This window comes from Streptomyces sp. NPDC049597, assembly GCF_040675505.1.
In the GTDB taxonomy this organism is placed as follows: domain Bacteria; phylum Actinomycetota; class Actinomycetes; order Streptomycetales; family Streptomycetaceae; genus Streptomyces.
In genome coordinates this window covers 26321-52061 of record NZ_JBFAOY010000027.1, presented here as the reverse complement: position 1 = coordinate 52061, position 25741 = coordinate 26321, and the positions used below count along the sequence as shown (strand labels likewise).

At 69.4% G+C, this 25741-nt stretch carries 22 protein-coding genes; 12 read left to right on the top strand and 10 right to left on the bottom strand.

Annotated features, from left to right (window positions below):
* Positions 1-52: 52 nt before the first annotated feature.
* From AB0K02_RS26320 to AB0K02_RS26295, 6 genes are all read right to left on the bottom strand, one after another.
* Positions 53-985, bottom strand: coding sequence for a carbohydrate kinase (locus AB0K02_RS26320; RefSeq protein ID WP_365994990.1), 933 nt, complete (start codon positions 983-985; stop codon positions 53-55).
* Positions 982-2514, bottom strand: coding sequence for a glycoside hydrolase family 32 protein (locus tag AB0K02_RS26315; protein ID WP_365994989.1), 1533 nt, complete (start codon positions 2512-2514; stop codon positions 982-984). The genes AB0K02_RS26320 and AB0K02_RS26315 overlap by 4 nt, the downstream gene beginning before the upstream one ends.
* Positions 2507-3883, bottom strand: coding sequence for a glycoside hydrolase family 172 protein (locus AB0K02_RS26310; RefSeq protein WP_365994988.1), 1377 nt, complete (start codon positions 3881-3883; stop codon positions 2507-2509). Before AB0K02_RS26310 ends, AB0K02_RS26315 begins: the two co-directional genes overlap by 8 nt.
* A gap of 86 nt (positions 3884-3969) precedes the next feature.
* On the bottom strand, positions 3970-4977 hold the full coding sequence (locus tag AB0K02_RS26305) for a LacI family DNA-binding transcriptional regulator (protein WP_365994987.1): 1008 nt from the start codon (positions 4975-4977) through the stop codon (positions 3970-3972).
* Between the two features lie 196 nt (positions 4978-5173).
* The gene (locus AB0K02_RS26300) at positions 5174-6514 is read right to left on the bottom strand and encodes an ABC transporter ATP-binding protein (RefSeq protein ID WP_365994986.1); all 1341 of its coding nucleotides are present in this window, start codon (positions 6512-6514) and stop codon (positions 5174-5176) included.
* 245 nt (positions 6515-6759) lie between these two features.
* Positions 6760-7761, bottom strand: coding sequence for a LacI family DNA-binding transcriptional regulator (locus AB0K02_RS26295; RefSeq protein WP_365994985.1), 1002 nt, complete (start codon positions 7759-7761; stop codon positions 6760-6762).
* Between the two features lie 348 nt (positions 7762-8109).
* Between AB0K02_RS26295 and AB0K02_RS26290 the strand changes: the two genes are divergently transcribed.
* The 5 genes from AB0K02_RS26290 to AB0K02_RS26270 all read left to right on the top strand — a co-directional run bounded on the left by AB0K02_RS26290 (position 8110) and on the right by AB0K02_RS26270 (position 12898).
* Positions 8110-9435 carry an extracellular solute-binding protein gene (locus AB0K02_RS26290; RefSeq protein WP_365994984.1) on the top strand — a complete coding sequence of 442 codons (1326 nt, stop codon included), beginning with the start codon at positions 8110-8112 and terminating at the stop codon, positions 9433-9435.
* 82 nt (positions 9436-9517) lie between these two features.
* The gene (locus tag AB0K02_RS26285) at positions 9518-10390 is read left to right on the top strand and encodes a sugar ABC transporter permease (protein ID WP_365994983.1); all 873 of its coding nucleotides are present in this window, start codon (positions 9518-9520) and stop codon (positions 10388-10390) included.
* Entirely contained in the window at positions 10387-11301 is a 915-nt protein-coding gene (locus tag AB0K02_RS26280) for a carbohydrate ABC transporter permease (RefSeq protein ID WP_365994982.1), read from the top strand. The genes AB0K02_RS26285 and AB0K02_RS26280 overlap by 4 nt, the downstream gene beginning before the upstream one ends.
* Positions 11302-11444: 143 nt before the next feature.
* On the top strand, positions 11445-11630 hold the full coding sequence (locus tag AB0K02_RS26275; RefSeq protein WP_365994981.1) for a hypothetical protein: 186 nt from the start codon (positions 11445-11447) through the stop codon (positions 11628-11630).
* An 83-nt stretch (positions 11631-11713) separates the two neighbouring features.
* Positions 11714-12898, top strand: a complete 1185-nt coding sequence (locus tag AB0K02_RS26270) for a right-handed parallel beta-helix repeat-containing protein (RefSeq protein ID WP_365994980.1) — start codon at positions 11714-11716, stop codon at positions 12896-12898.
* 95 nt (positions 12899-12993) lie between these two features.
* Here AB0K02_RS26270 and AB0K02_RS26265 read toward each other — a convergent pair whose 3' ends face one another.
* Positions 12994-15456, bottom strand: coding sequence for a glycoside hydrolase family 32 protein (locus AB0K02_RS26265; protein WP_365994979.1), 2463 nt, complete (start codon positions 15454-15456; stop codon positions 12994-12996).
* A gap of 420 nt (positions 15457-15876) precedes the next feature.
* Between AB0K02_RS26265 and AB0K02_RS26260 the strand changes: the two genes are divergently transcribed.
* The 5 genes from AB0K02_RS26260 to AB0K02_RS26240 all read left to right on the top strand — a co-directional run bounded on the left by AB0K02_RS26260 (position 15877) and on the right by AB0K02_RS26240 (position 20992).
* Positions 15877-16908: a LacI family DNA-binding transcriptional regulator gene (locus AB0K02_RS26260; protein WP_365994978.1), complete on the top strand. Its 1032-nt coding sequence runs from the start codon at positions 15877-15879 to the stop codon at positions 16906-16908.
* Positions 16909-17235: 327 nt separating this feature from the next.
* Positions 17236-18573, top strand: a complete 1338-nt coding sequence (locus tag AB0K02_RS26255) for a sugar ABC transporter substrate-binding protein (protein ID WP_365994977.1) — start codon at positions 17236-17238, stop codon at positions 18571-18573.
* A gap of 76 nt (positions 18574-18649) precedes the next feature.
* A complete protein-coding gene (locus AB0K02_RS26250; protein WP_365994976.1) occupies positions 18650-19546 on the top strand; it encodes a sugar ABC transporter permease in 897 nt (298 codons plus the stop codon).
* Positions 19533-20372, top strand: coding sequence for a carbohydrate ABC transporter permease (locus tag AB0K02_RS26245; RefSeq protein ID WP_365994975.1), 840 nt, complete (start codon positions 19533-19535; stop codon positions 20370-20372). Before AB0K02_RS26250 ends, AB0K02_RS26245 begins: the two co-directional genes overlap by 14 nt.
* Before the next feature lie 161 nt (positions 20373-20533).
* Positions 20534-20992, top strand: a complete 459-nt coding sequence (locus AB0K02_RS26240; protein WP_365994974.1) for a Rieske (2Fe-2S) protein — start codon at positions 20534-20536, stop codon at positions 20990-20992.
* Positions 20993-21086: 94 nt separating this feature from the next.
* Here the strand turns inward: AB0K02_RS26240 and AB0K02_RS26235 are convergent, their stop codons facing one another.
* Positions 21087-21737, bottom strand: a complete 651-nt coding sequence (locus AB0K02_RS26235) for a cysteine hydrolase (protein WP_365994973.1) — start codon at positions 21735-21737, stop codon at positions 21087-21089.
* Between the two features lie 115 nt (positions 21738-21852).
* Between AB0K02_RS26235 and AB0K02_RS26230 the strand changes: the two genes are divergently transcribed.
* Positions 21853-22320, top strand: a complete 468-nt coding sequence (locus tag AB0K02_RS26230; protein ID WP_365995034.1) for a pyridoxamine 5'-phosphate oxidase family protein — start codon at positions 21853-21855, stop codon at positions 22318-22320.
* Here the strand turns inward: AB0K02_RS26230 and AB0K02_RS26225 are convergent.
* The gene (locus AB0K02_RS26225) at positions 22309-23211 is read right to left on the bottom strand and encodes a LysR family transcriptional regulator (protein WP_365994972.1); all 903 of its coding nucleotides are present in this window, start codon (positions 23209-23211) and stop codon (positions 22309-22311) included. The two genes, AB0K02_RS26230 and AB0K02_RS26225, sit on opposite strands and share 12 nt — an antisense overlap.
* A 74-nt stretch (positions 23212-23285) precedes the next feature.
* Here AB0K02_RS26225 and AB0K02_RS26220 point away from each other — a divergent pair, with 74 nt between their 5' ends.
* Positions 23286-24383: an EamA family transporter gene (locus AB0K02_RS26220; protein WP_365994971.1), complete on the top strand. Its 1098-nt coding sequence runs from the start codon at positions 23286-23288 to the stop codon at positions 24381-24383.
* Here AB0K02_RS26220 and AB0K02_RS26215 read toward each other — a convergent pair.
* Positions 24374-25705, bottom strand: coding sequence for an aminotransferase class I/II-fold pyridoxal phosphate-dependent enzyme (locus AB0K02_RS26215; protein ID WP_365994970.1), 1332 nt, complete (start codon positions 25703-25705; stop codon positions 24374-24376). The genes AB0K02_RS26220 and AB0K02_RS26215 overlap by 10 nt on opposite strands.
* Positions 25706-25741: the final 36 nt, after the last annotated feature.

Here is a 25741-nt window from a genome sequence, read left to right as displayed (position 1 = left end):
GGGCCGTCCGTCGAGGACTGCCCGCCGTACGGGAGGTCCGCAGCCGGCGGCGCTACGGAGCGACGCCGAGAGCGGCGTCCAGCTGTGCCCGGGTGGGCGGCTGGGCGCCGGCCTGTTCGCAGGCGAGCGCGCCGGCGGTCACGGCCTGGCGCAGCAGCTGCTCCAGGGCGTGACGGTCCTCGGGCAGGTGCACCAGGTGGGTGCCGTCCTCGCGGGGCCGGAGCAGCCCCGCGAGCAGCGCCGCCTGGAAGGCGTCGCCCGCGCCGATGGTGTCGACGACCTTCACCGGTGGCGCCGCCACCGTGACCTCGGCGCCGGCGAGGAGACCACGGGCGCCGTCGGCGCCGATCGTGGTCACCACCAGGCGGGGGCCCATGCCGAGCAGGTCGCGGGCGGCGTCGACCGGCTGCCGGTCCGGATACAGCCAGACCAGATCCTCGTCGCTCGCCTTGACCACATCGGCGGTCGCCACGATCCGCTCGACCGCACGCCGGTAGGCGGCCCGGTCCGGCTGGACACCGGGACGGACGTTCAGATCCACGGCGACTGCTCCGCCGGGCCGCAACCGGATCGCGCGACAGGCCCGCACGACGCGGTCGGCACCGGGCTCCACCACGATGGCCAGGGAACCGGTGTGGAGGAGCGTGGCGTCGGACGGCAACTCCGGCAGCAGCGGATCCCAGTTGGCCAGGAAGTCGTACGTGGCGGCACCGGTGGCGTCGTCGACGTAGGCCAGGGCCACGGTGGTGCGGCCCGAGGCGGATTCCGTACGGTCGATGGGCACACCGGTGGCGTACAGGTAGTCGCGCACCAGTGTGCCGGGCGGATCGTCGCCCCAGCAGGAGGTGAGGCGGACGGGACGCTCCAGACGGTGCAGGCCGACCGCGACATTGGCGGGGCTGCCGCCGGGGATGGGGGCGATGGTTGTGCCTCCGCTGCGCCACACGAGATCGACCAGCGACTCGCCGATGACGACGGCGGTCATGACGCCCGCTCCGTTTCCGGCCGCCTGTCGCCGTCCGGCGTGTCGTGCTCCGGCTGTTTGTCGTGGATCCGCACGCCGGCGAGGTCCCAGGCCTCGACGGCGTAATGAGCCGGATCCGGGCCCGTCGCCGTCGCCCGCAGGCGCCACGGGGCGCCGCCGACGGGGTAGAAGCGGAGGCTGAGCGCATGGCCGTCGGCGGTGAACACCTCGGCGACGGAGTGGTCGAGTACGACGCGGATGTCCACCGGCCCCGGCCGGGCGGGCAGCCGCCAACTGCCGCCCTTGGCCCGCGGGTCCAGCGAGGCGTGGGACCGGTCGACGACCACTTCTCCCGTTGCCGGGTCGCGGACGACGTCCAGGTACTCGCCGCCGGCCGCGTCGGTGATCAGCCGCAGTCCTCCCCCGGTGTCGAGGCGAGCGGTGATGTCGCAGGCGGGGCCGATCCCACCCAGGTCGGCGGGCCGGTCGGCGCGCGCCTCACCGATCGCGTCGAGACGGCGGTCCCGGCGCAGCCGGTCGACCTCCCGGGCGGGACGCTGCACAATTTCCCCGTCGTCGCCGAGGCTCAGCTCACGCGGCAGGGACAGCATCCCGGCCCATCCCACCTCGTCGGTCCATTCGCTGGGGGCGCCGACGCGTTCCTCGTCTCGCGCCTCCCAGATCCAGGCCCACATCAGCCAGCGGCCGTCGGGGGCGGGCAGCACAGCGGGTGCGTAGAAGTCCGGTCCGTGGTCGAGACGGTGGGGAGAGCCGGCGACGAACGCCCCGCTCTCCTCGTGTCCGGGCCAGGCCGCCGTGCACAGCGCCCCTTCGCCGGGGTCCCAGGCACTGACCAGCACCACACCGCGGCCGTCGGAGAGGTACGCGTACTGGGCGCACTCCCAGCCCTCCTCGGTGTTGCCGCCTCCGGGCAGCGGCTGGGGCGCGCGTGCCAGGAAGACGCCCCGGTCCTCCCACGCGATCAGGTCGGTGGAGGAGTACTGCACGGCCGCGCCGCGACCGTCCTCCAGGGCGGCCCCGACGAGCATGCGCCAGCCGTCGCCGTCGCGCCACACGTACGGGTCGCGGAACATGGTCGTTCCCGCGGGCGGTCGGGGAACGAGCAGCCGGTCGTCCTTGGTGAAGCTCAGACCGCCGTCCCGGGACACCGCCCGGGCGACCGGCTGGTACCAGCGGTCGGGGTGTTTGGCGGAGTAGAAGGCGACCAGCTCGCCGTCCGCGTCGACGGCGTTGCCGGACCACACTCCTTCGGTGTCCTCGCCACCGGGGGTGGGGGCCAGGGCGATGGGCAGGAGTTCCCACTCGATCAGGTCGGTGCTGCGGAAGTGCCCCCAGTGCATGTCGGCGTGGCGGGCGCTTTTTGGGTTGTACTGGAAGAAGACGTGGTAGTGGCCGTCGTGGAAGACCAGCCCGTTGGGGTCGTTCAGCCAGTTGTGCGGCGGGCGCAGGTGCAGCACCGGAAAATGCGGGTCCCCCGGCGGGCCGGACACGGCAGGGGGCCGTTCGACGGCGTCCACGGGCTCAGCCACGGGTGCGCTCGTCGTAGCGGTGGCGTACGTCCGCGGCCTGCTTGGTGTTGGCCTCGGACTCCTGCAGCGAACGCTCCCCGCGCAGGCGGGTGCGCTCGGCGAGGTTCTCCATGTGCCGTTCGAACCGGGCCCGGTAACGCTCGCGCATCTGGGCGATCTCCTCGGCGACGGCGCCGGCGCGGGGCGCCGGGGCGGGCATCGGCCGGCCGGCGGGCCGTACCGGCAGGCGCTGTTCGAGGGGCGGTATGGATGCCGTGGGCGAGGGGAGGGTCTGGTACCAGTAGGCGGTCGAGGCCCAGTCGTCGCTCAGGTGGTTTCCGTGGCCGTGCTCGATGGAGACCTTGATGCGTTCCTCGAAGCGGATGGGATCGGTCACGTGGAAGCGGTAGTTGACGGAGTAGCCGGGGACGTCGGCCTCGTGGAGGATCGCTCCGTGGTAGAGGTAGGCGTTCTTCTGCATCCCCCAGGCGTGGTTGAAGTAGTCCTCGGTGCCGGTGCCGTGCAGGGAGGGCGGCCAGACGGTGGAGCCGTCGGGCAGGAAGTCGTCGTCGATCCAGATCATGTCGTTGCCCTCCCCCCACCAACTGCCCTGCCGGTGGTGGACGGAGAGGTTGCAGCCGACGTAGTGGCCTGTTCCCTCGGTGTCGAGGATGACGTAGTTGTCCTCGCCGGTGACGTCGACGATGTTGACTTCGGGGCTGTTGGTCTGGATGTCCGGGGCCCAGCCGTTGCACGGGTTGTTGCGGTTCCAGCGGGCGTGGAAGTAGAGGGTGTCCTCGGGCAGTTCCTCGGGGAACAGTTCGTAGTCGATGTAGAAGTACTGCTGGATCGGCAGGTCGTTCTCGTTGACCAGCTCGATGCGGGCCCGCCTGTTGAACGGCATCGGCGCCCAGCAGTTCAGCGCCGCGCTGCCGCCGAAGATCAGTGACTCCTCGGGCTTGGCCGAGACGGTGAAGAGCGCGGACTGGTAGCTGTTGGGCATGCAGTGGCCCACGCCGAAGAAGTCTCCGAGCGGCACGAGGACAGCCGGCTCGTCCTCGTCGTCCCAGGTGATGCGGATCAGGACCTTGCGGTAGTAGTCGGGGTCCGGCTCCTCCCAGTTGACGCCAAGCGCGTTGTGGATCTCCATGACCGGTGCGACGGTGTCCGCCTCCAGCGGGTCGATCAGACCGGGGCCGAGCGTCTTCCGGCAGAACTGCGTCATCCAGATGTGTGTGATCTGGCCCGGACCCTGGAGGTCGGCGAGGACGCGGCTGGAGTGCGCGGGGGTCGTCCAGTAGTCCTGGTTGCGGCCGCGCTGGTCCCAGCTCGACGTACGGGCGCTGCGCGCCGCCTTCCGGCGGGTCAGGTCGCCAAGAGGAGCAGACATGGGGAAATGCCTTTCGGTGATGTCAGTCGCTGATGTCGGATCGTTGGGAAGGTGGGGACTGGCCTCCGCCACCGCCCGCTGAGGAGTTACGCAGTGCAGCCGCACGAAGTGCGGTAGATGACGCGCGGCGTGAGGCGGATGGTCTCGCCCGCGTCGCTGGTGTCGCCGTTCACCCGTCGCAGCAGCAGGGCCATGGCGGTGGCTCCCACGTCGAACGCCGGCTGGACGACAGTGGTGATGCGGGGCTCGAAGAGGCCGGACTGCGGGAAGCCGTCGAAGACCGCGAGCTTGAGGTCCCTCGGGATGCGCAGGCCGATCTCCGCGGCGGCCTCCATGACGCCGACGGCTGTCTCCGTGCTGGCACAGGCGACCGCTTCCGGTCTCCGCTCGCCGCTGAGCATGCGCAGGGCCAGGGCACGGGTCTCCGCGGCCAGTCCCGACCCGGTGATCACCAGTTCGGGATCCGCTTCGATGCCCGCTGCCCGCAGCGCCTGCGCGTAGCCGCGGTGGCGCTCGCCCATGGTGGAGACCGCGAGATCTCCGGCGGCAAGGGCGATGCGGCGGTGGCCGTGCCCGAGCAGATGTTCCACGAGTTCGCGCATCGGCGTGGTGTTGTCCACGCCGACCTGGTCGCCGGTCCCGGGTTCGCCGATCCGGTCGAGGATCACCACGGGCGTCCCGCCGCGGCGCACCGCCTCGGTCTCTCCGCCCGTCGACCGTGCGGCCGGGGCGACGATGAGGCCGTCCACCCGGCGGGCCGCCAGTGCCTGGACCGATCGGGTCTCCTGGGCCGGATCCTCGCCCGAGTGCGCGAGGAGCAGTGTGTATCCCGCCTGGGCAGCCTCGTGCTCGACGCCCCGGACCATGTCCGCGAACGTGGGCTGGCCGGCGTCGGAGACGACGAGTCCGATGGAGTCGGTGCGGGCGCGGCGCAGCGACCGGGCGAGCGTGTCCTGGCGGTACCCGGTCTGCTCGATCGCCTTCAGCACCCGCCTGCGGGTCCGGTCGGCCACCGGCCGGGTGCCGTTCACGACATGGGAGACCGTCGAGGTGGACACCCCGGCGAGCAGCGCCACATCGACGATGGTCGCCACGTCACCTCCCTTCATCGAAACGTTTGCGCGAAACGTTTGCGCCGATTGTTGTCCCGTGCCGCGACGGGTGTCAAGGCATCGGATGCCTCAACTCCCTTGTCCGTTGCGGAGGTGACCTTCCCTGTCGGAGCCCGCCGGGGCACGCAGGGTCCACCCCATGGGTCTGCGGGGACGGAGCGGTCTCACAAGCCCCGCCCTACTCGGACTCGTACAGCCCCGGAATCTCGGTCGGAGCGGGGCAGATGCGGCGGCCCCGGCGGTCGAAGACGTACAGCTGCCCGAGGTCGACCAGCAGCGGCACCTGCGCGCCCGCCCGCAGCCGTACGTCCGGTGACGTTCGCAGCACCAGGTCCCCGGCGGTGATCGTGCCCCGATCAGCGGCCTGGGAGCCGGCCACCCGGTCCTCTCCCCCGTCCGGCGCGGACGCCCGAACCTTCGCGTGCGCCCTGGCGCGCTCCTTGATCCGTCCGAGACGGCCGGGCGTACGGCTCCGACGGCCTGGACCGGGCCGTGCCGACTCCAGATCGGGCACCACCGCCCGGTGCGAGCCCGTGTCCAGATGCACCAGGGCCTCGTGGCCCTGGTACTCCGTGTGTTCCACGACGCCGGTCAGCGGGACCTCGCCGGGCCGGGCGTGGCTGGGCGGGGCGATGCGGGCGGCCTCGGGGCGCAGCCCGACGACGACCGGCCGCCCTTGCTGGATGCGCAGCAACTGGTGGTCGCCGCTGAGCGGTTCGGCCAGCGGCAGTCTCTGCCGGCCGAGATCGACACACATCCGTTCCCCCAGCGGCGCGTGGACGACAGCCTGGAGCAGATTGATGCGAGGGGTGCCGATGAAGGCGGCGACGAACACGTTCGCGGGCAGCGCATACGTCTCGCGCGGAGTGCTCACCTGCTGGAGCACACCGGCGCGCATCACCGCCACCCGGTCGCCGAGCGACATCGCCTCGGCCTGATCGTGTGTCACATACACCGTGGTGACCCCCAGATCGGCGGTCAGCTTGGCTATTTCGGCGCGCAGGTGGTTGCGGAGCTTGGCATCCAGGTTCGACAGCGGCTCGTCCATCAGGAAGACGGACGGCCGCCGGGAGATGGCCCGGCCCATGGCGACGCGCTGGCGCTCGCCGCCGGACAGCTGACTCGGGTAGGAGTCCAGGGTGCCGTCGATCCCGAGCATCCGGGCGGTTTCCTCGATGCGCGCACGGTGGTCCTCGTGCGGATGCTGCAGCTTGAGGGGGAAGCCGATGTTGTGCCGGTTCGTCATGTTCGGGTAGAGCGCGAAGTTCTGGAACACCATGGCCATGCCGCGTTCGCGTGGTGGCACGTCGTTGGCGTACACGCCGTCCAGCAGCAGCTCGCCCTCGGTGATGTCCTCCAGGCCCGCGATCATGCGCAGGACGGTGGACTTGCCGCAGCCCGAGGGACCGAGCAGGACCAGGAACTCTCCCGGTGCGATGTCGAGCGAGAACCGGTCGACGGCAGTGGCGGCGCGAGCGTAGGTCTTGCTGACGCCACGCAGGGAGACGGCCCGTGTCATCTCGTGGCGCTTGGCGGCAAGGGCCCGCAGGGCGCGGTCCGGTGCGTCGGACCGGCACGATGTGCCGGATCGGCAAGAGGGGCAGGCGTGACCGGAGGTGAGGGCATGAGAATCTGCCTTTCAGTGCTGTGTCAGTCGCTGATTGCAAGGGGCGGGGGACTGGCCTCTCCCGCCGCCTGACGCTCCGCACCGCCGCCGGCACGTCTGCCCCACCGAAGATGCGGCGTCCGGTCGGTGGCACCGGGTCAGTCCGGGCAGCCGCACGACTCCCGGTAGGTGATCTCGGGCGCCAGCCGTACGGAGCGGTAGCTGTTGGAGTCGTCCTCCAGGCGGCCGAGCAGGAGCTGCATGGCTGTACTGCCGATTTCGTACGCGGGCTGTGTGATGGTGCTGATCCTGGGCCGGAACAGGTCCGCGTTCGGAAAGCCGTCGAAGGCGGCGAACGCGAAGTCGCGCGGGGTGTGCAGATCCAGCGCCCGTGCCGCCTCCAGCACGCCGACGGCGGATTCGGTGCTCACCGCCACCACGGCCGTCAGGCGGTCCGGTTCCTGGAAGAGCCCGGTCATACCGCGCCGGGTGTCGGCCGCGAGACCGCTGCCCATGAGGATCAGCGAGTCGTCGGTCTCGATGCCCGCCTCGTCGAGGGCGTCCAGGTAGCCCTGCCGCCGCTCGGCGATGGTCGGGACCGAGGCGTCGCCGGCCGCCAGCGCGATGCGCCGGTGACCGTGCTCGACGAGGTGCAGGACCACGTCGCGCATGGGGGCGGTGTTCTCGACCCCCACCTGATCGGCGCGGATGCCTCCCAGCCGGTCCATGAGGACCAAAGGGGTGCCCCGCTGCTGGATGTCGGCCATCTCCTTGCGGTGCGAGCGGCCGACCGGGGCGATGATCAGGCCGTCCACCCGGCGCTCGGTCAGCACTTCCAGCGCACGCCGCTCGCGCGCGGGGTCCTCGCCCGAATTCGCGAGCAGCAGCGTGAGGCCGGCGGCGGCCGCCTCGTGTTCGACGCCCCGGACCATCTCGGCGAAGGCGGGCTGGGTCACGTCCGACACGACGAGGCCGATCGAGTCGGTCCGTGACCGGCGCATGGCCCGGGCCACGCTGTCGCGCCGGTATCCCGTGGCCCGGATCGCCGCCTCGACGCGCGCTCGGGTGTCCTCCCGGACGGGGCGCGTCGCGTTGAGGACATGAGACACGGTGGACGTGGAGACGCCCGCCATCTGCGCGACGTCGACGATCGTTGCCACTCGCCCATCTCCGCCTTACGTAATCGAAACGTTTACGCAAAAGATGGCACGCCGCCGCAGCGCCGTCAACGGGCGCGAGAGCCGTTGATCAGCGCCCGCCGGACGTCTCCCCGTGGGCACAGGAAGCCGTATCCCCGCAGGGCGGGAAATCCCGTTGGTACACAGTCTTGACACGCGAATCCGGCCGAGTATCTTTCATCGAAACGTTTGCCCCGCCCGGCGGGCCACCGCTCATCGGAGCCCCGCGCCGGCCGTCACCAAGCCATCTCCAGCAGCCGATCCGGGCTGCTCCTCTCGGTGCAGTCAGCAGACCCCGCCTCAGAAGATGTCAGTGAAAGGTGCAGCACTATGTCAACGATGACACGCAAGGCCGAGGGATCCCGCTCCCCGCGGATACGTCGGCTCGGAAGCGGTGTCACGGCGACGGCCCTGGCCGCCGCGATGGTGACGGCATGCGGCTCGGACTCCGGTGGCGCCTCCGCCGACGGGGCGATCACCCTGGCCATGCACAACCCGAACATCCAGCAGCAGGACCCCGCGACGTACGAACTCGTCCAGGCGTTCAACGCGAAGAACCCGACGTCGAAGATCAAGCTCGTCGGCCGGCCGATGGAGCAGCACCAGCAGCAGATGACGATCGCGGCGCAGAGCGACACCCTTCCCGAGGTCTTCTGGGTCTACAACGCGCTGGCGAAGAACATGGCCAAGAACGGAGACCTGCTGGATCTGCGGCCGATCCTCGCCGAGAAGAAGCTGGACGCCAAGTTCGCCCCCCATATGCTCTCGGGCTTCAAGCAGGGGAACGTCCAGTACGGCGTCCCCTACCAGGCGCTGGTCACCGGCTTCTACTACAACAAGGCCATCCTGGACAAGCACGGCGTTCCCGTCCCCAAGACCCATGACGACCTGCTCGCAGCCGTGAAGAAGCTGAAGGCCAAGGGCGTCGTACCGATCGCCCAGGGCGCGAACAACTCCTCGTTCAGCGTGTGGGCCTTCCTCACGATGCTCGACCGCTTCGGGTACGAGGAGAAGTACCAGGCGATCCTCGACAAGAAGCAGAGCTACGACAACCCCAACTTCCTGCGCCTGTACGGGCACATCGAAGACCTGGCCGAGGCCGGCGCCTTCCCGCCGAACATGACGACGCAGACCTACACGCAGGCCGTCGCCTCGTTCACCTCCGGACAGGCCGCCTTCCTCGACTCCGGGGTCTGGGACGCCGCGAAGATCCAGGAGAGCCCCGTCGGCAAGAACGTCGGGTTCTGGGCAGGTCCCACCTTCTCCGACGGCGTCGGCAACCAGAACCTGGTGATGAACGCCCCGTCGGCGCCGCTCGTCGCCAGCGCCAAGGTCAAGGAGGACCCGAAGAAGTACGCGACCGTCAAGAAGTTCCTCCAGTTCTACTACAGCGACGAGGGCCAGCAGATCCTGGTCGAGAATGCGCAGCCGCCCGTCACCACCTACGTGCCGGTCGTGGACAAGACCAAGTCCTCCGTGTTCCGGGCCGTGCTCGAGGAGGCCGCCCGGCAGGATCTGTCGAGCCCCAAGGCACAGCCGGACCTGGTCGTCTCGGCCGAGACCGCCAACGCCATGTACGACAGCCTCTACGGCGTGATGTCCGGTGCGATGAGCCCGAAGGAAGCCGTCCAGCTCGTTCAGCGGACCTTCAAGTAGCCGACGGCACAAGGCAGCCGACGGCGAACGCCGTCCGGAGACGACCGGGGCCGCCCACCCTGGTCCGAATGGCAAGGACAGCATGAACTGGCTCACCACACGCCGGACTTTCACCCTCATGATCGCGCCGGCGTTGCTCCTCTACACCGTCTACATGGTCTACCCGATCCTGTACTCGGTCTACTACAGCTTCACCAGCTACGACGGCGTCTCACCGGCGACGTTCACCGGACTCGACAACTACCGCGAGATGGCGCAGGACACGGTGTTCCGGACCTCGGTCCAGAACACCGGAATCATCCTCGGCGTCGCGGTCACGCTGCTGGTCCCCCTGGCGTTCCTCCTGGCGGTCCTGCTCAGCGGCGACGTCAAGGGAAGCTCGGTGCTCAGGCCACTCGTCTTCGCCCCGGCGATCGTGGCCCCGATCCTGGTCGGTCTGATCTGGATCTTCATCCTCGACCCCGAGATCGGACTGGTCAACGCGGTACTGCAGGCGGTCGGCGCAGCCGTCCAGCCGCAGTGGATCGGAGGGAGCACCCTCAGCCCCTACTCCATCGCGTTCGTCTATCTGTGGCAGCAGATCGGCTTCATCGTCACCATTCTCTACGCCGCCATCCGCATGCTGCCGCGTGACGTGATGGAGGCCAGCACCCTCGACGGTGCGACGCGCTTCCAGCAACTCCGGTACATCACCGTGCCGATGCTGCGGGAGTCGTTCGGAATCTGCACGGCCCTCGTCGTGACCGGCGTCTTCAAGATCTTCGAGCTCGTCTACGCCCTGACCGGCGGCGGCCCGGTCCATCTGTCCGAGGTCATGGTGAGTTACATGTACCACGTCACCTTCACCACACTGCAGTACAGCTACGGCATGGCGCTGGCGGTCGTGGTGTTCGTCATCGGCGTCGTCGCCGCCGTCGCCACCCTGTTCGGCCTCAAGAGGAGGGCTGCGGCGTGAAGACGAGCACCCGACGCACCGCATCGCACGCCAAGCCCGTGCCCACCACACCCCTGTCCGCCACATCGCTGCCGGGCCGGCGCCCGCGCCGCGGCCGCATCATCGCCTCGGCCCTCGCCTATCTGATCACCTTCGTGATCCTGCTGCCGCTGCTGTGGATCATGCTCCTGTCGTTCCAGACCAACGAGAACATCCTGGCGCACCCGTTCTCCCTGTCGGACCTCAGCCTGGCCAACTACCGTCAGGCGCTGGAAACGCTCGATCTGATGGTCATGTACAAGAACACGCTGATCCTGGCGGTGTTCTCCGTGACCATCGGCCTGGTCATCTCCTACATGGCCGCCTTCGCTCTGACGCGGATGGTCTTCCGCAGCGGACGACGCGGCGTCCAGAACGCGACGAGGTACTACCTCCTGGCCGGCCTGGCCGTACCCGTGTACATCCTGCTCTTCCCGGTGTACCGGCTCGACATCGCGCTGGGTCTGTTCGGTACGCATGCAGCGCTGATCCTGCCGTACATCGCCGTCTCGATCCCGTTCAACATCCTTCTCCTCACCGGGTTCCTTCGTGAGTTCCCCGAGGAGATCGAGCAGGCGGCGGTCATCGACGGGGTGGGACTGTGGTCGATGGCGTGGAAGGTCGTCTTCCCGCTGATGCGCCCGGTCGTCGCCACCCTCGCCATCCTCAACGTCATCTACGTGTGGAACGAGTTCCCCTTCGCGGTGACGTTGATCAACAAGCCGGAGCTGACGACGATCTCGCTCGGGATCTCCCAGTTCCAGGGCGTCTACAGCGTCAACTACGGCGCCATGATGGCGTCCGCCACCCTCGTGCTCATCCCTCAGCTGATCATCTACGCGGTCTTCCAGCGTCAGGTCATCGCGGGCATGACCGCCGGCGCGATCCGCTGAACCTCGCGATCCGCTGAGCCGTCGAAGGAGCCGATCCGTCGGAAGGAGCTGATCCGCACGACCGTGTGCTCCGGCCGGTGCGGGCGGGAGTGCCCGCACCGCGGCACACGGACACCACCCCTTTCCTCAGTCCAGGAGCCGCCATGCATCAGGAAAAGCCGCGGATCTCACGTCGCAGTGTGCTCGCAGGGCTCACCGGAGTCCTGACCGCGGCGGTGTCCCTCAACACCGCGCAGCACAGCACCGCTCGGGCCGCCACGGCACCGCCGTCCGTCCCACGTCCCCCGCATCAGCCGTCGCCCTACCACTCCATCGTCGGCCTGCTCTAGGGCCTGTCCGGCCCTGATCCGCCGGACCGGGCCCAGCACCAAGCCCGCACCGCACTCACACCAGACCTGAAGGAAGGACCGACATGGCAGACACTGTCTACGACGTCACGACGTGGGCCGGAGCGACGGTCTCCCCGTACGTGGACATCGGCGCCGTGATCAACCAGATCATCGCCGACATCAAGTCGAAGCAGACCACGCAGACCACCAGACCCGGCGCGGTCATCTACATCCCGCCCGGCCACTACGACCTCCTCACCCGGGTGGTCGTCGACATCAGCTTCCTGCAGATCAAGGGCTCCGGCCACGGCTTCCTGTCCGAGGCCATTCGCGACGAGTCGCAGACGGGGTCCTGGGTCGAGACCCTCCCGGGGGCCAGTCACATCCGGGTGAGGAACAACGACGGCCACAAGGAGGCCTTCCTGGTCAGCCGCGCGGGCTCCCCCACGACGGTCGGCCGTCTCAACAGCATCGTCTTCCAGGACTTCTGCCTCGACGGAGTGTCCTCCAGCAAGCCCTACACGCCGGGCAACCAGAAGATCGGAATCTCGTTCCAGTCGGACAACGACGCGGTCCGCATCGAGGGCATGGGCTTCGTGTACCTCGAACACGCCATCATCATCAAGGGCGCGGACGCCCCGAACATCACCAACAACTTCATCGCGGAGTGCGGCAACTGCATCGAACTGACCGGAGCGTCACAGGTCGCCAAGATCACCAACAACTTCCTGATCAGCGCCTGGGGCGGCTACTCGATCTACGCGGAGAACGCGGAGGGGCCGCACATCTCCGGGAACACCGTCCTGTGGGCCTGCAACATCACGTTGTCCGCCGGGAACCGCGCCTCCATCACCGGCAACAAGCTCCTCAGCAATTTCCCCAGCCAGATCGCCCTGCTCAACAACAGCTCCGAGAACCTGATATCCGCCAATCACTTCCGGCGCGTCCACGGTGACGGCACCAGCACCCGCTTCGACGACAAGTTCGGCATGGTGCACATCGCCGGGAACAAGAACACGGTGACGGCCAACCAGTTCTCCTTCGACGTGCCGGCGCAGAACATCACGCCCGCGGGCCAGGACCCGACGATCGTGCTGGTCAAGAGTGGTGACGGCAACTACCTGGCGTCGAACCACATCACCAGCAACGTGGCGGCCAAGGTCGTCCTCGACTCGACCACCACGGCCACGAAGGTGCTGCACAGCGCGACGACCGCCCAGCTGCAGGCCTTCACGACCAACCACTTCATGGTGGCGACTCCGGGCTAGCGGAGACGGAGCTGCCCGGCCGTCGTGCGGCGGCCGGGCAGCTCCACGCGTTCGGTGAGGCGCCCGGGAGCACTCCTGGGCGCCTCAACCGTGCATCACCCGATGAAGACGTTGACGTCCTGGAATTCGCTGGTGCCGTTGAAGGTGTTGATGCCGAGCCGGCCCGACGCGTACGCCGTGTCGGTGGCATCGATGACCGGCGTGGCGCTGTTGTTCAGGTACACCTTGATGTTCGAGCCGGCCGCGACCACCTTGAGGTGATACGTGCGTCCGAGCGTGATGGCCGTGGGATACGTGGCGATGACATGACCCGGCCGCCACAGCTTGAGCAGCCCGTTCGTGTCGATGTTGGCACTGTAGTGCTGCGTCGCATCGGCATTGGCACGGAAGGTCAACGCCGCCGCCGTGCCGTTCAGGACCCTGAGGTCGCCTTCGTAGGTGAAGTCGGCCGCCGTGGTGCCGCTCAGGTAGAAGGCATCACCGGAGTGCACTCCGCGCTTGCCGCCCGCCGGATCGGTCCACGTGCCGTTCACCGCCTGCCAGCCCGTCGGGATGTTCGTGCGGAAGCCTCCTGTGTCGAGGTACACGTTCTGGAATTCGCTGGTGCTGTTGAAGGAGTTGATGCCGAGCCGGCCCGACGCGTACGCCGTGTCGGTGGCATCGATGACCGGCGTGGCGCTGTTGTTCAGGTACACCTTGATGTTCGAGCCGGCCGCGACCACCTTGAGGTGATACGTGCGTCCGAGCGTGATGGTCGTGGGATACGTGGCGATGACACGACCCGGCCGCCACAGCTTGAGCAGCCCGTTCGTGTCGATGTTGGCACTGTAGTGCTGCGTCGCATCGGCATTGGCACGGAAGGTCAACGCCGCCGCCGTGCCGTTCACGACCTTCAGGTCGCCTTGGTAGGTGAAATCCGCAGCGCTGCTCTGGCTCAGGTAGAACGCATCACCGGAGTGCACTCCACGCTTGCCGGCCGCTGTGTCCGTCCATGTGCCGTTCACCGCCTGCCAGGGCCCGGTGAGGTTGCTTTCCAGTGTGGACTGGCCCGTCCCCCAGCCTGATCCCATGCGGTGGAGCTTCAGGGAGACGAGCCGGACGCTGCCGCTCTCGGTGAAGAGACGGACCCCTTGACTGCCTTGTGACGAGTCGAAGTTGACGTTGTCGGAGTAGGACAGCTTCCCGCCGTTGCCGAAGATCTCGAGGTGTCCGCGGTCGACGAGCAGGCGCATCGTCACCCGGTTGGCGACGGGCGCCAGGGGTGCGCCGTAGAGCGTCTGGTCCGTGCGGTCGTACAGGACGGTCCGGTCGGACGTGCCGTCGCTGCGGGCGTGCAGTGCGAACCCGAAGCGGGATGCCGTCGCCCCGGCGAGGTCGAACTCCGCCTCGATCTCGTACGTATCGGCAAAGACGCCGGTCAGCGGATCCGTCGACGGATCACTGGTGATCGTCCGGTCGGTCCATGAGGTGGTGCCGGTGCGGAGACCGGACAGCTCGGTGACGGGGTTGCGTGTGATGCGCACGCCTTCGGGGAAGGTCTTGAGCCGGAGTTCGGCGGGGACTGTCGCGCTGCCGCTCCAGCTGCTGCCCCTGTTCGCCGGCATCCAGGCCATCTGGACGACGCGTCCGTCCGGCAGGTGATTGAACGTCAGGCCGGCGTAGAAGGTCCCGTTGTCGAACGTGGTCCGGCCCTTGTCCATGCGCTCCTGGGCCGCCCAGTTGGTGGAGAAGGTCGTGCCGTTGAACTCGCCGACGACGTACTCCCCTTCGGCGTCGTTCAGGACCCACTTGGTGTTCGCCGGGTCGCCGTCCACGGCCAGCGGATAGAGATCCGGGCACTCGTACAGCCAGGACGCGGGGAAGCGGTCCCGGAAATCCCACTTCAGCAGGTCCGAGGACGTGTAGATGTCGATCCCGTTTCCCGCCTGCCGGTTTCCCTCGACGCCGTTTCCGTCGTTGTCCGACCAGATGACCATGACCCACCGATTCGTCGGTGCGTGCCAGAAGACCTTGGGGTCCCTGTTCACCGTCGTCCCGTTGGCAGGCACGACCACCTGGCCGTTGTTGTAGCTCTGGAACGTCCGGCCGGCGTCGTTGCTGTACGCGATGCGCACCCCGTTCTTGCCGGTGAAGACCACGATCGGGTCCTCCGGGCCGGTACGCAGCCCCGAGGTGTTCCGGGCGTCCACGACGCCCGCGCCCGACCACAGGTCCCCCGGGTGGACGCCGGGCTCCAGGGCGATCGGTTTCTGGACCCAGTGCACCAGGTCCTTGCTGGTCGCATGACCCCAGTGCATCTCGTCCCAGACCAGGCCGTGGGGGTTGTGCTGGTAGAAGAGGTGGTACTCGCCCTTGTAGTACAGGGGCGCGTTGATGTCGTTCATCCAGCCCCCGCGGGAGCTGAAATGGAACTGTCCCCGGTAGGGCTCGGTGTAGTCGGTGGGGGCGTAGGGGAATTCCGGATAATCCGCGGTCTCGCCGGCGGACGCCGACGGAGGCACGAGGAACGTCAGCGTCAGTGCCAGGAGCACGACGAGGGTTTTTCGGATGCGGCTCATCGTCACAGGACGACCTCCTGGGCAGGGAGGAAACGTGCACAGGTGGTGCACATGGGTGAGTGCGTCGCCGTATGAGACCTGGTGATCCATGCCTGTCAGGGGGAAACAGCGGCGCTGTGTCATCCGCTCGTCCACGCGGCCGTGAGAATCCGTGAACGCGACGTCCTGCTCCGGAGACGAACCCGCCGGAGCGGTGTGCAACGGCCTGAGGTCACGGTGCGTGGAGTGGGAGGGCGGACGGTGGGGAGAGCATGGGCTTCCACTCCCCCGGCGTCAATACTCCGGACGGCATTGCCAACGGGCTGACGTATCGTCACAAGACCGTCCTGGCAGCAACCTTGACGCCCTCGTCGAGCCGCCGCTATACCTGTGCCGAGCCAGTCGAGTAATCCATTACGTAATCCATTTCAGGAGCCTTCCATGGCCCGGATCACCTACCAGGAGATCGCCCGGCACGCCGGCGTGTCGACTGCCACGGTGTCCCGGGTCCTGGCCGGACGGGACTTCGTGAGGGAGGAGTTGGCCGAGCGGGTGCGGGCGAGCGCCGCGGAACTCGGCTACCGTCCGAACAAGGCGGCACGTGCCCTGCGGACCCAACGGGCAGACGCCGTCGGCCTGCTGATCTCGGATGTGGAGAACCCGTTCTTCGCGTCGGTGGCGCGGGCCGTGGAGGCCGTCGCCGCCGACCGGGGCTACGCGGTGCTGCTGTGCAACACCGCGGAGCGCCTCGAGCAGGAGGATCTCTACCTCGACCTGATGATTGCCGAAAGTGTGGCAGGTGTGATCATCGCGCCTTCCACCGAGGACCCGGCGTCACTCGGGAAGCTGGTCGACACGAGCACCCCGACGGTGACCGTGGACCGGTGGGTGTCGGGGGACCTGTTCGACTCGGTGACGGTCGACCACCGGGCCGGAGCCCGCGCTCTGGTCGACCACCTCCTGGATCACGGTCACCGGCACATCGCGGCAGTCGTCGGCACCACCACGGCGACCCCCACCCGGGAGCGGCTGGCCGGATGCCGGGAGGCGCTGGAGGGCCGCTCCGGTGCGCGCCTGACGGTTTGTGAGGGCAAACCGCAGGACGCGATCGGGGTGGCGCGGACTCTCGACCTGGGCCGGCGTGTGGTCGCCGAACTGCTGGACATGGACGGCGACGAACGACCCACGGCGCTGTTCTGCGGGAACAACCTCCTGTCGGAGGCAGTGGTGCGTGCCCTGCGCGAGCGTGACGTGCGCATCCCGCAGGACATCGCACTGGTGGGCTTCGACGACCTTCCCCTGTTCGACCTTCTGGAACCTCCGCTCACCGTCGCCGCACAGCCGATCGAGGAGATCGGGCGGACCGCGGCGGAGCTGCTCTTCGCACGTATCGCCGAGCCCGACCGGGCGCTCTCCAGGATCCTTGCCGAGCCCCGTCTGCGCATTCGCCGCTCGTGCGGCTCCCACCCCTGAGCCGTGCATCCGTCGAAGTGATCGCCTTGCGGTGACGGGCGGGCAGGCTCTGCCCGGCGGCCGGCCGCGGACCGCCGGCCGGCAGGCACACCCTTGTCTCCGTCTCGCCGCATTCCCGCACAGCACTCGTACGGCGTTTCCCTGTGCCCTCGGCACAGCAGCGCTCCTCGACGCATTCCGCGTCGCCCCATGGCACGGGGTCCGGAAATACCGGATTCCGGCGGCCTGTGCCTGAGGAAGGTGGAGGGACTCTCCGCCCCCGGTTCCCCGTTCGTCCCACCGTTCCGAATTCCCAGCAATGTCGTTCACCCCGAACTGGAGCACGTCATGAACAAGTGGAGTCCAGCACCCGGTGCCGCGGGGCTGCCGCGCCGGAACGTTCTGAAGCTGGGAGGTCTGGCCGGGCTCGGTCTGCTGACGGCGACCGGCTGCGGCGCCGGCGGCACCGCGGCCGATTCGCCGGGCGGCCCGGGCTCACTGCGCGTGCTGTGCGAAGCCGGTGGCAAGCAGGAACTGCTGAAGATCGCCGAGCTGTTCGAGAAGAAGACCGGCACCTCGGTGACGTTCGTCGAGCTCCCCTACGACGGACTGTTCAACCGGCTGCTCGGCGAGTTCAGTTCGGGAGCGGTGAGCTTCGACGTCGCGGCCCTCGACGCGATCTGGCTTCCCGCGTTCGCAGAAGGCGTTCTGCGCCCTCTCGACGACCTGTTCACCGAGGCGGTGAAGAAGGACCTGTTTCCCTCCCTCGTCCAAGGGGCGCAGGTGAAGGGACGGTATCTCGGCATGCCGGCCTGGACCAACTCCGAGATCCTGTTCTACCGGAAGGATCTGTTCGAGGACTCCAAGGAGCAGGCCGCCTTCTTGAAGAGGTACGGCTATCCGCTCGCCCCGCCCACGAATTGGGACCAGTTCACCGACGCGGCGGAGTTCTTCACCCGCGACACCAAGGGAAGGAACCCCCTGTACGGCACGGACGTGAAGGGCGCGGTCGAGACCGAATGGCTCTCCCATGTCCTGCAGGCAGGATCGCCCGGGGCGGTTCTCGACGACCAGGGCAAGGTGATCGTCGACAACCAACAGCACCTGGACGCCCTTCGTTTCCACAGCGATCTCAGCAACAGGGCCAAGGTCGCTCCCCCCGGTGCCAAGCAGCTCGACTGGGGCGGCGCGCAGAACCTGTTCAACCAGGGCAGGACGGCGATGATGCGGTTCTGGGCGCATGCCTTCCCGCTGGTTCCCAAGGACTCGCCGGTCCACGGGAAGGTGGGGGCGGCCCCCATGATCGCCGGTGCCGCGGGCATCGCGGGCGTACCGGGGCCCTGGTATCTGTCCGTGCCGCAGGCGACCAGGAAGGCCGACCTGGCGACGGAGTTCGTCCAGTTCTGCTACGACAACAACGCGCTCGGCATCCAGTCCTCGCTCGGACTCGCCGCCCGCGTCTCCGCGTTCGAGGAGTACCAGGACAAGCCCGGTCACGAGCACTTCACGCCGCTGGTGCAGACCCTGTCCTCACCCGCCACACGCTCGCGCCCCACGACCCCGAAGTGGCAGCAGATCGTCGACACGGTGCTCGTCCCCACGATCCAGAAGTCGCTGACCCCCGGAGCCGACTACGAGGCGCTGCTGAAGGGGGCCCGCTCCGATGTCGAGCGTCTCGTCGGTTAGCCGCGAGCGTGGCCGGACCGGCCTGCCCCGCTGCGGGCACACCCCCGGCGATCCCGGTCGTCCACGGCCCCGTGCCGTGCGGCTCACCGACCGCGGATTCGCCCTCGTGCTCATGGCGCCGGCCGGTGTCTTCCTCGCGGCGTTCGTCCTCTGGCCGCTGGCGAGCCTGGTCGTCGACAGCTTCTACGACATCTCCCCGATGGCGGGTGAACGCCGCTTCACCGGAGTGGACAACTACCGCGAGGCCTTCTCATCCGCCGAGTTCGTCGGCGCATCGGTGCGCACCGTGCTCTACACACTCCTCGTCGTCGGCGCCGAGTTCGTGCTCGGCCTGGCGGCGGCCCTCCTGTTCCATGCCCTCGGCCGGCGCTCGCGGGTCCTGCGCACGGTGTTCCTCTACCCGCTCATGATCGCGCCGGTCGTGGCCGGTCTGCTGTGGCGCTTCCTGATGATCGACAACTTCGGCATCGTGAACGAGCTGCTCACCGGGCTCGGCCTCATCGACGACCCTGATGCCATCGGCTGGCTCAGCGATCCCGACATCGTCCTGTTCTCGGTCGCCCTTCCCGACATCTGGCTGACCACCTCCTTCATGGCACTCGTCCTCTTCGCCGGTCTGCAGAACCTTCCGGGCGACGTCCTCGAAGCGGCCCGTCTCGACGGGGCGAACCCCGTGCAGATGCTCCTGCGGATCACCCTGCCGCTCCTGCGTCCCGTGATCGCCGTGGCCCTCGTCGTCCGGGGAATCGACGCGGCCCGCGCCTTCGACGTCATCCTCATCCAGACCAACGGCGGGCCCGAGAACGCGTCGCAGACGCTGAGCCTGCTGATCTACCGGACGATGGTCCGTTTCGGCGATCCCGGACTCGCCTCGGCCATGGGAACCCTCTATCTCCTGGCGATGCTCGCCGTCGCTCTGGTCGCGGTCGCCACGATCTGGCGCCCGGGAAAGGGTGAGCATGAGCAGCCCTGACGCCCGGCGGCCATCGGCCCGCACGCTGCTGTGGGCCCTGCTGACCGCACTCATCGTGCTGTACGCGTTCCCCTTCGCCTATCTCGTCCTCACGTCGTTCAAGAGCCCGAGCGAGGCGATCTCGGTTCCCCCGACGCTTGTGCCGAGCACCTGGAGCTGGGAGAACTACAGATACGCCTTCGCCGAGTCCGGTGTTCTCGCCTCGTTCGTCAACAGCATCAGCACCGCGACCATCAGCACGGTGCTCTCCCTGGTCCTCGCGGTTCCGGCCGCATACGCCGTCACGCGGTTCAGGACCCCGAGCGGGCGGGTCTTCATACTCGCCGCGCTGGTGACGAGGATGGTGCCGCCGGTCGCCATCGGCGTGCCGCTCGTCGGCATGATGAAGACGCTCCATCTGACCGACACCCCCTTCGGGCTGGCGCTGGCTCACACCACCGTGTCGCTGCCGCTGTCGATCTGGCTCATGACGAGTTTCCTCGAAGCCGTTCCCGGCGAACTGGAGGAGGCCGCCGAGGTCGACGGCTGCAACCGGCTCGAAGCGATGCTGCGCGTGGTCGTGCCCGTGGTCTCCGGCGGCCTGGCCGTCACAGCGATCTTCGCCTTCCTGGCCTCGTGGAACGAGTTCCTGTTCGCGCTCCTCCTCACCGGGGTCACGGCGCAGACCACTCCGTTGGTCATCGCCGGGTTCCAGACGCAGTTCGGACTGCAGTGGGGGTCGATGACGGCGCTGGCCACGGTCTACTCGATTCCCGTCGTGCTGCTCACGCTCCTCCTCCAGCGCCGCATCGTCGCGGGACTCACGCTGGGTGCGGTCAAGAGCTGAGAAGCCACGCTCCCGGACACGGGTGTGACGTTCCGCCGCACGGTGACCGCGCAGAGCATTCGCCCGGGAAAATCCGGGGAAGGGGTGAACATCGACGGCACGTGGCCCGTACACCATCACGAACCGGCCGGAAGAGGGCCGGCCGTGGAGAGGGAGCCAACATGACCGGATCGCAGGGGACCGCACGGACCGTGGCGCGCCGTACCGTCGTCGCCGCGGCGGGCGGCGCCGGTCTCGCCGTCGCCCTGACCGCCTGCGGCGGTTCGGACGACTCGGCCGGGTCGGTGTCCGACAAGCCCGCCGGCCAGAGCGGCGGGACGACGGGCGGTTCGGGCGGCGGTTCGGTGGTCGCGCGGACCACCGAGATCCCGGAGGGCGGCGGGAAGGTCGTCGGGGACGTGGTGATCACGCAGCCCAAGGCGGGCGAGTTCAAGGCGTTCTCGTCCAAGTGCACGCATCAGGGCTGCGCGGTCAAGGACGTGGCGGACGGAGTCATCACATGCCCCTGCCACAACAGCGCGTTCGACGCGTCGGACGGCAGCGTCAAGGCGGGTCCCGCGACCTCGCCGCTGCCCCCGGCGGAGATCACCGTGGAAGGGGACTCCATCAAGCTCGCGTGATGGGCCGGTTCCGGTGTACGGGGTCAGGCGCCGGAACCGCCTCAGGGGTCACGCGTGGGAGGCGGGCCGGGCCGGGCCCGGGGCGTGCGCGCGGTCAGGCGCGCAGGGTCCGGCGCGGCCGCTTCCAGCAACCCAGCACGGTGTCGGTGGTCACGATCGTCGCCACCAGGGACAGCGTGTTGCGGATCATCGCGGGGGTGTACTCGGCGGGCACCCCCGCGATGGCGTCCGCCACCACGGCGACGGTGTAGCCGAGATTGACGGCGTCGAACACGGCGGCGGGGACGGCGATGTTGGCCGAGACGCCGGTGACGAGCAGGGTGCGGCAGCCGAGGTTGCGCAGTATCGGATCGACCCCGGTGCCCGCCACGGGAGACAGGCCGTGCAGCCTGCGCACGACGATGTCCTCGTCCGCCACGGCGATCGGCGACGCGACGCGGACCGCGGCCGAGCCGCAGTGCTGCTGGACCGGGAGCCGGGCCGCGGACCGGAACAGCCGGGCGTTGCCGTTGGCCCCGCGCCCGTCGGGCCGCCGCTCCGCGACGGCGTGCATCACCTGCACGTCCGCCTCGTGCGCCGCGTCCACCAGCCGTGCGATGTTGTGGAGCGCGCCTGAGGAGCGGGCCTGCGCGGCCAGTTCGGGCAGTGCTCCCCCGGCTCCGACGACGCCTTCCTGGCACTCGACGGTGAGCAGCACGGTGGTGGCGGGGTCCAGCTGACCGGCGGGCTCTTCCCTGGACGCCATCGTGTGTGTCCCTTCCTCGCTGTGCCGGGGCGCGCGAGAGTAGCCGCCATTGCGCGAGGGAGGAAGTGCGGCCATGCTTCTGACATACCGTCAGCGCATGGGAGGGGTAGCGTCGATGGCCGTCACCCAGCGCCGCGGCCGGCGCATCATGATGACGCCCGAGGAGCTGGACGCCTTCCTCGCCGAGCGGCGCACCTGCCGGGTGGCCACCGTCTCGGCGGACGGCCGCCCGCACGTGAGCGCCCTGTGGTTCGCCTGGGACGGCACGTCGCTGTGGCTGTACTCGCTGACCCGCAGCCGCCGCTGGGCCGACCTGCGCCGCGACCCGCGCATCGCCGCGGTGGTCGACGACGGCGAGGAGTACGGGGAGCTCAGGGGCGTCGAGCTCGCGGGCACCGCCGTGTTCGTCGGCGAGGCCCCGCGAACGGGCGTGGACTGCCGCGAACTGCGGGCGCCGGAGGCCCTGTTCGCCCGCAAGAACTTCGGCCTGGAGGCGATGCCTCACGACGGCCGGCACGCCTGGCTGCGACTGACGCCCGACACGATCGCCTCCTGGGACTTCAGGAAACTGTCAGCCCTCTGACCCCGCGGCCGTACGCAGCGCGTCGACGGCCGCCCTGATGGACGGCCTGCGGTCGGCGTCGGTGCGCCACACCGCGTACACGTGGCGGCGCATCCTCTGCCGTACGGGGACGAGCGCGACGCCCTCGGGCACGGGCCCCCGGCCGAGCCGGGGGGCGACGCACACACCGAGACCGGCCGCGATGAGCGCCAGTTGGGTGTGGTGTTCGCCCGCGAGGTGGGCGATCCGGGGCTCGAACCCCTTGGCACGCAGGGTGAACACCAGCCAGTCGTGGCAGAACTCCCCCTCGGGCCAGGAGACCCACTCGTCGTCCGCGAACTCCTCCAGGTCCACCTCGTCGCGGTCCGCGAGGGGGTGGCCGGCCGGCATGGCGACATCGGGCACGTCGTCGAGCAGCCGGGCCTGGCTGAGACCGCCGGGCACGGGCAGGCGCTTGTTGCTCCAGTCCAGGACGACCGCGAGATCGAGGTCCCCGCGGATGACCGCGCGGATGCCCAGTTCGGGCTCCAGCTCGCGGGTCCGCACCCGCAGGTCGGGGTGGTCGCCGCGGAGCGCGGCGACGGCGGCGGGGAACAGGCCGCGGGCGGCGGTGGGGAAGGCCCCGAGCCTCACCTCCCCCACGACCTGTCCGCGCTGCGCCTCGATGTCGGACTGCGCCAGCTCCACCTGGGACAGGATGCGCGCGGCGTGGTCGGCGAGGAGCCGGCCGGCGTCGGTCAGGCGCACCCCGCGCCCGTTCTTGGCCAGCAGTTGCTGGCCGACCTCCCGCTCCAGCTTCGCCATCTGCTGGGAGACGGCCGAGGTCGTCACGTGCAGTCCGTCGGCGGCGCCGCTCACGGAACCGTGCCGGGCGAGGGCGTCGAGGGTACGCAGGCGCTCCAGGTTCAACATGTAAGTGATGCTAAGCGAAACGGTCCAACATTTCTCGCTTGTTCTAAGGGGTCGTAGCCGGGATCGTTGAGTACATGACCACCGCTGCCCCGGCTCCGGCATCGTCCGGCCGCGCCCGTCCGTCCCGTCCCTCCGTCGTGACCCGCCGCCGCACCGTCGACTGGCGCATCCGGTTCGCGGTGCTCTCGACGGTCTGGGGTTTCAGCTTCCTCCTGATCAAGGTCGGCACCGGGGCGTACGCGCCGTTCCAGGTCACCTTCGGCAGGCTCTTCTTCGGCACCGCCGTCCTGGCCGTGGCCATGGCGTTCCGGCGGGACCGGCTGCCGCGCGGAGTGCGCACCTGGGGCCACCTCACGGTCGCGGCGTTCCTCCTCAACGCGCTGCCCTTCTCTCTCTTCGCCTACTCCGAGCTGACGATCCCCTCGACGCTCGCGGGCATCTGCAACGCCACGTCGCCGCTGTGGGGCATGGTGCTGTCCCTGGTCGCGCTGTCCGAGGACCGGCCGACCCGGCGGCGGGTGGCGGGACTGGGCATCGGGTTCCTCGGTGTGCTGACGGTCCTCGGCGCCTGGCAGGGCTTCTCGGGCCTCGACGTCCGCGGCACGGCGATGGCGCTGCTCGCCTCCCTCAGCTACCCGGTCGGCTGGATCTACGTGCGCCGCACGCTCGCGGGGTCGAGCCACTCCCATCTGTCGCTCACCGGCGCTCAGCTCGGGCTCGCCACCGTCCAACTGGGCGTTGTCACCCCGCTGTTCACGAGCATGCCGGCCTCGTTCCCGCTCGTTCCGCTGCTCGCCGTCGTCGCACTCGGCGCGCTGGGGACGGGACTTGCGCTGCTGATGCAGTACGGGCTGGTCGCCGAGGTGGGTCCGACCACGGCGCAGATGGTCACGTACTTCATCCCGGTCATCGCCACCGCGGCGGGTGTGACGCTGCTGGGCGAACAGCTCGCCTGGAACACGCCCGTCGGCGCGCTGATCGTGCTGGCGGGGGCAGCACTCACGCAGAGCCGGGGCAGGAGCGCGCGTACCGCCGCGGACGCGGGCCGCGAAGGGGTCTCACCGGCCCCGGCCGGCGTCGCACCGGAACCCGCATCACCGGCCACGCCCGCCGGCGTCGCACCCAAAGCCGCCTCGCCCGCCGCCACCCCCTCTCGCGCCGCTCAGCCGTAACTGCGCGTCGGCACCGGGCCGATCGCCGCGGCCACCGCCTCGGCGATCGGCTCGATGTCCGCCCGCGTGAGCGCGGAGACCGTGATGCGCACGCCCGGCGCCGCGGACATCCGGAACCGGGCCCCAGGTGCCACGGCCCATCCGGCGTTCAGGAGCCGCGTCACCGCACCGGTCTCGTCGGGGACGGGTACCCACACGTTCATCCCGCTGCGCCCGTACGCCGGGACACCACGGCGAGCCAGCGCCCCGATCAGGGCTTCGCGCCGTTCGCCGTACGCGCGGGCCACGGCCGGGGCGTCGACCGCCCCCGACGCCCACAGGTGGGCGACCGCACGCTGCAGCAGCGTGCTGACCCAGCCCGGGCCGAGCCCGAGGCGCCCCAGCACCCGGTCGACGGTGACCGGGTCACCGGTGAGGACCGCGACGCGCAGGTCCGGTCCGTACGCCTTGGCCACCGAGCGCACGAACGCCCAGTGCGTGGTGGCGCCGGCCAGTGGGTGGAGCGGCTGGTCGACGATGGCGTGCCCGTGGTCGTCCTCGACGAGGAGGACGTGCGGGAACCGGCCGAGGACGGACCGCAGTTCCGCCGCCCGCTCGGCCGTCAGGACCGCGCCGGTGGGATTCTGCGCCCGGTCGGTGACGACGACGGCGCGGGCCCCGGCCGCGAGGGCGTGTTCGACGTCGGCGGGGATCGGCCCGTCGTCGTCGAGGCCGACGGGCAGCGCCTTGAGCCCGAGGGCGGGGACCAGGTCGAGCACACTTCCCCACCCCGGATCCTCGACCGCGACCGTGTCTCCGGGCCTCAGGTGGGCGGCCAGCACGCGCTCGATGGCGTCCAGTGCGCCGGAGGTGGCGGCGAGCGACCCGTGGGGGACGCCGTCGGCGTCGAGGCAGGCCCTGGCGAGGCGCGCGAACTCGGCGTCGAGCGGCCCGTCACCGTAGAGCGTCGGGCGCTCCGCGTGATGACGGGCGGCCACGGCCAGCGCCTCGTCGAGCGGCGGCAGGAGGGCGGTGTCGGGATTGCCCGCGCTGAGGTCGCGCACGCCGGGCGGCGCCTCGACCCGGATGGCGTTGCGGGGCGTACTCGCGGGGCGCGGGCGCACTCGGCTCCCCCGGCGGCCGGCGGTCTCGATGACGCCGCGCTCGCGCAGGGTGCGGTAGGCGGCGGCCACGGTATTGGGATTGACCCCGAGGTCGGTCGCCAACTCCCGCATGGGGGGCAGCAGTTGCCCCGGCTGGAGGTCGCCCGCACCCACCGCGCGCTCGACGCTCGCGGCAATCTCCGATGCACGCCGCCCAGTGATCCGATAGTCTCCTAGCACAAAACACATTATGCACTAGTGCAATGGAGTTCCGCA

Excerpts from the sequence above, each read along its gene's own strand:
- AB0K02_RS26240 (WP_365994974.1), top strand. The coding sequence starts at position 20,534 with ATGACCGGATCGCAGGGGACCGCACGGACCGTGGCGCGCCGTACCGTC.
- AB0K02_RS26265 (WP_365994979.1), bottom strand. The coding sequence starts at position 15,456 with ATGAGCCGCATCCGAAAAACCCTCGTCGTGCTCCTGGCACTGACGCTG.
- AB0K02_RS26285 (WP_365994983.1), top strand. The coding sequence starts at position 9,518 with ATGAACTGGCTCACCACACGCCGGACTTTCACCCTCATGATCGCGCCG.
- AB0K02_RS26290 (WP_365994984.1), top strand. The coding sequence starts at position 8,110 with ATGTCAACGATGACACGCAAGGCCGAGGGATCCCGCTCCCCGCGGATA.
- AB0K02_RS26255 (WP_365994977.1), top strand. The coding sequence starts at position 17,236 with ATGAACAAGTGGAGTCCAGCACCCGGTGCCGCGGGGCTGCCGCGCCGG.
- AB0K02_RS26310 (WP_365994988.1), bottom strand. The coding sequence starts at position 3,883 with ATGTCTGCTCCTCTTGGCGACCTGACCCGCCGGAAGGCGGCGCGCAGC.
- AB0K02_RS26260 (WP_365994978.1), top strand. The coding sequence starts at position 15,877 with ATGGCCCGGATCACCTACCAGGAGATCGCCCGGCACGCCGGCGTGTCG.
- AB0K02_RS26270 (WP_365994980.1), top strand. The coding sequence starts at position 11,714 with ATGGCAGACACTGTCTACGACGTCACGACGTGGGCCGGAGCGACGGTC.
- AB0K02_RS26320 (WP_365994990.1), bottom strand. The coding sequence starts at position 985 with ATGACCGCCGTCGTCATCGGCGAGTCGCTGGTCGATCTCGTGTGGCGC.
- AB0K02_RS26300 (WP_365994986.1), bottom strand. The coding sequence starts at position 6,514 with ATGACACGGGCCGTCTCCCTGCGTGGCGTCAGCAAGACCTACGCTCGC.
- AB0K02_RS26220 (WP_365994971.1), top strand. The coding sequence starts at position 23,286 with ATGACCACCGCTGCCCCGGCTCCGGCATCGTCCGGCCGCGCCCGTCCG.
- AB0K02_RS26225 (WP_365994972.1), bottom strand. The coding sequence starts at position 23,211 with ATGTTGAACCTGGAGCGCCTGCGTACCCTCGACGCCCTCGCCCGGCAC.
- AB0K02_RS26230 (WP_365995034.1), top strand. The coding sequence starts at position 21,853 with ATGGCCGTCACCCAGCGCCGCGGCCGGCGCATCATGATGACGCCCGAG.
- AB0K02_RS26245 (WP_365994975.1), top strand. The coding sequence starts at position 19,533 with ATGAGCAGCCCTGACGCCCGGCGGCCATCGGCCCGCACGCTGCTGTGG.
- AB0K02_RS26235 (WP_365994973.1), bottom strand. The coding sequence starts at position 21,737 with ATGGCGTCCAGGGAAGAGCCCGCCGGTCAGCTGGACCCCGCCACCACC.
- AB0K02_RS26275 (WP_365994981.1), top strand. The coding sequence starts at position 11,445 with ATGCATCAGGAAAAGCCGCGGATCTCACGTCGCAGTGTGCTCGCAGGG.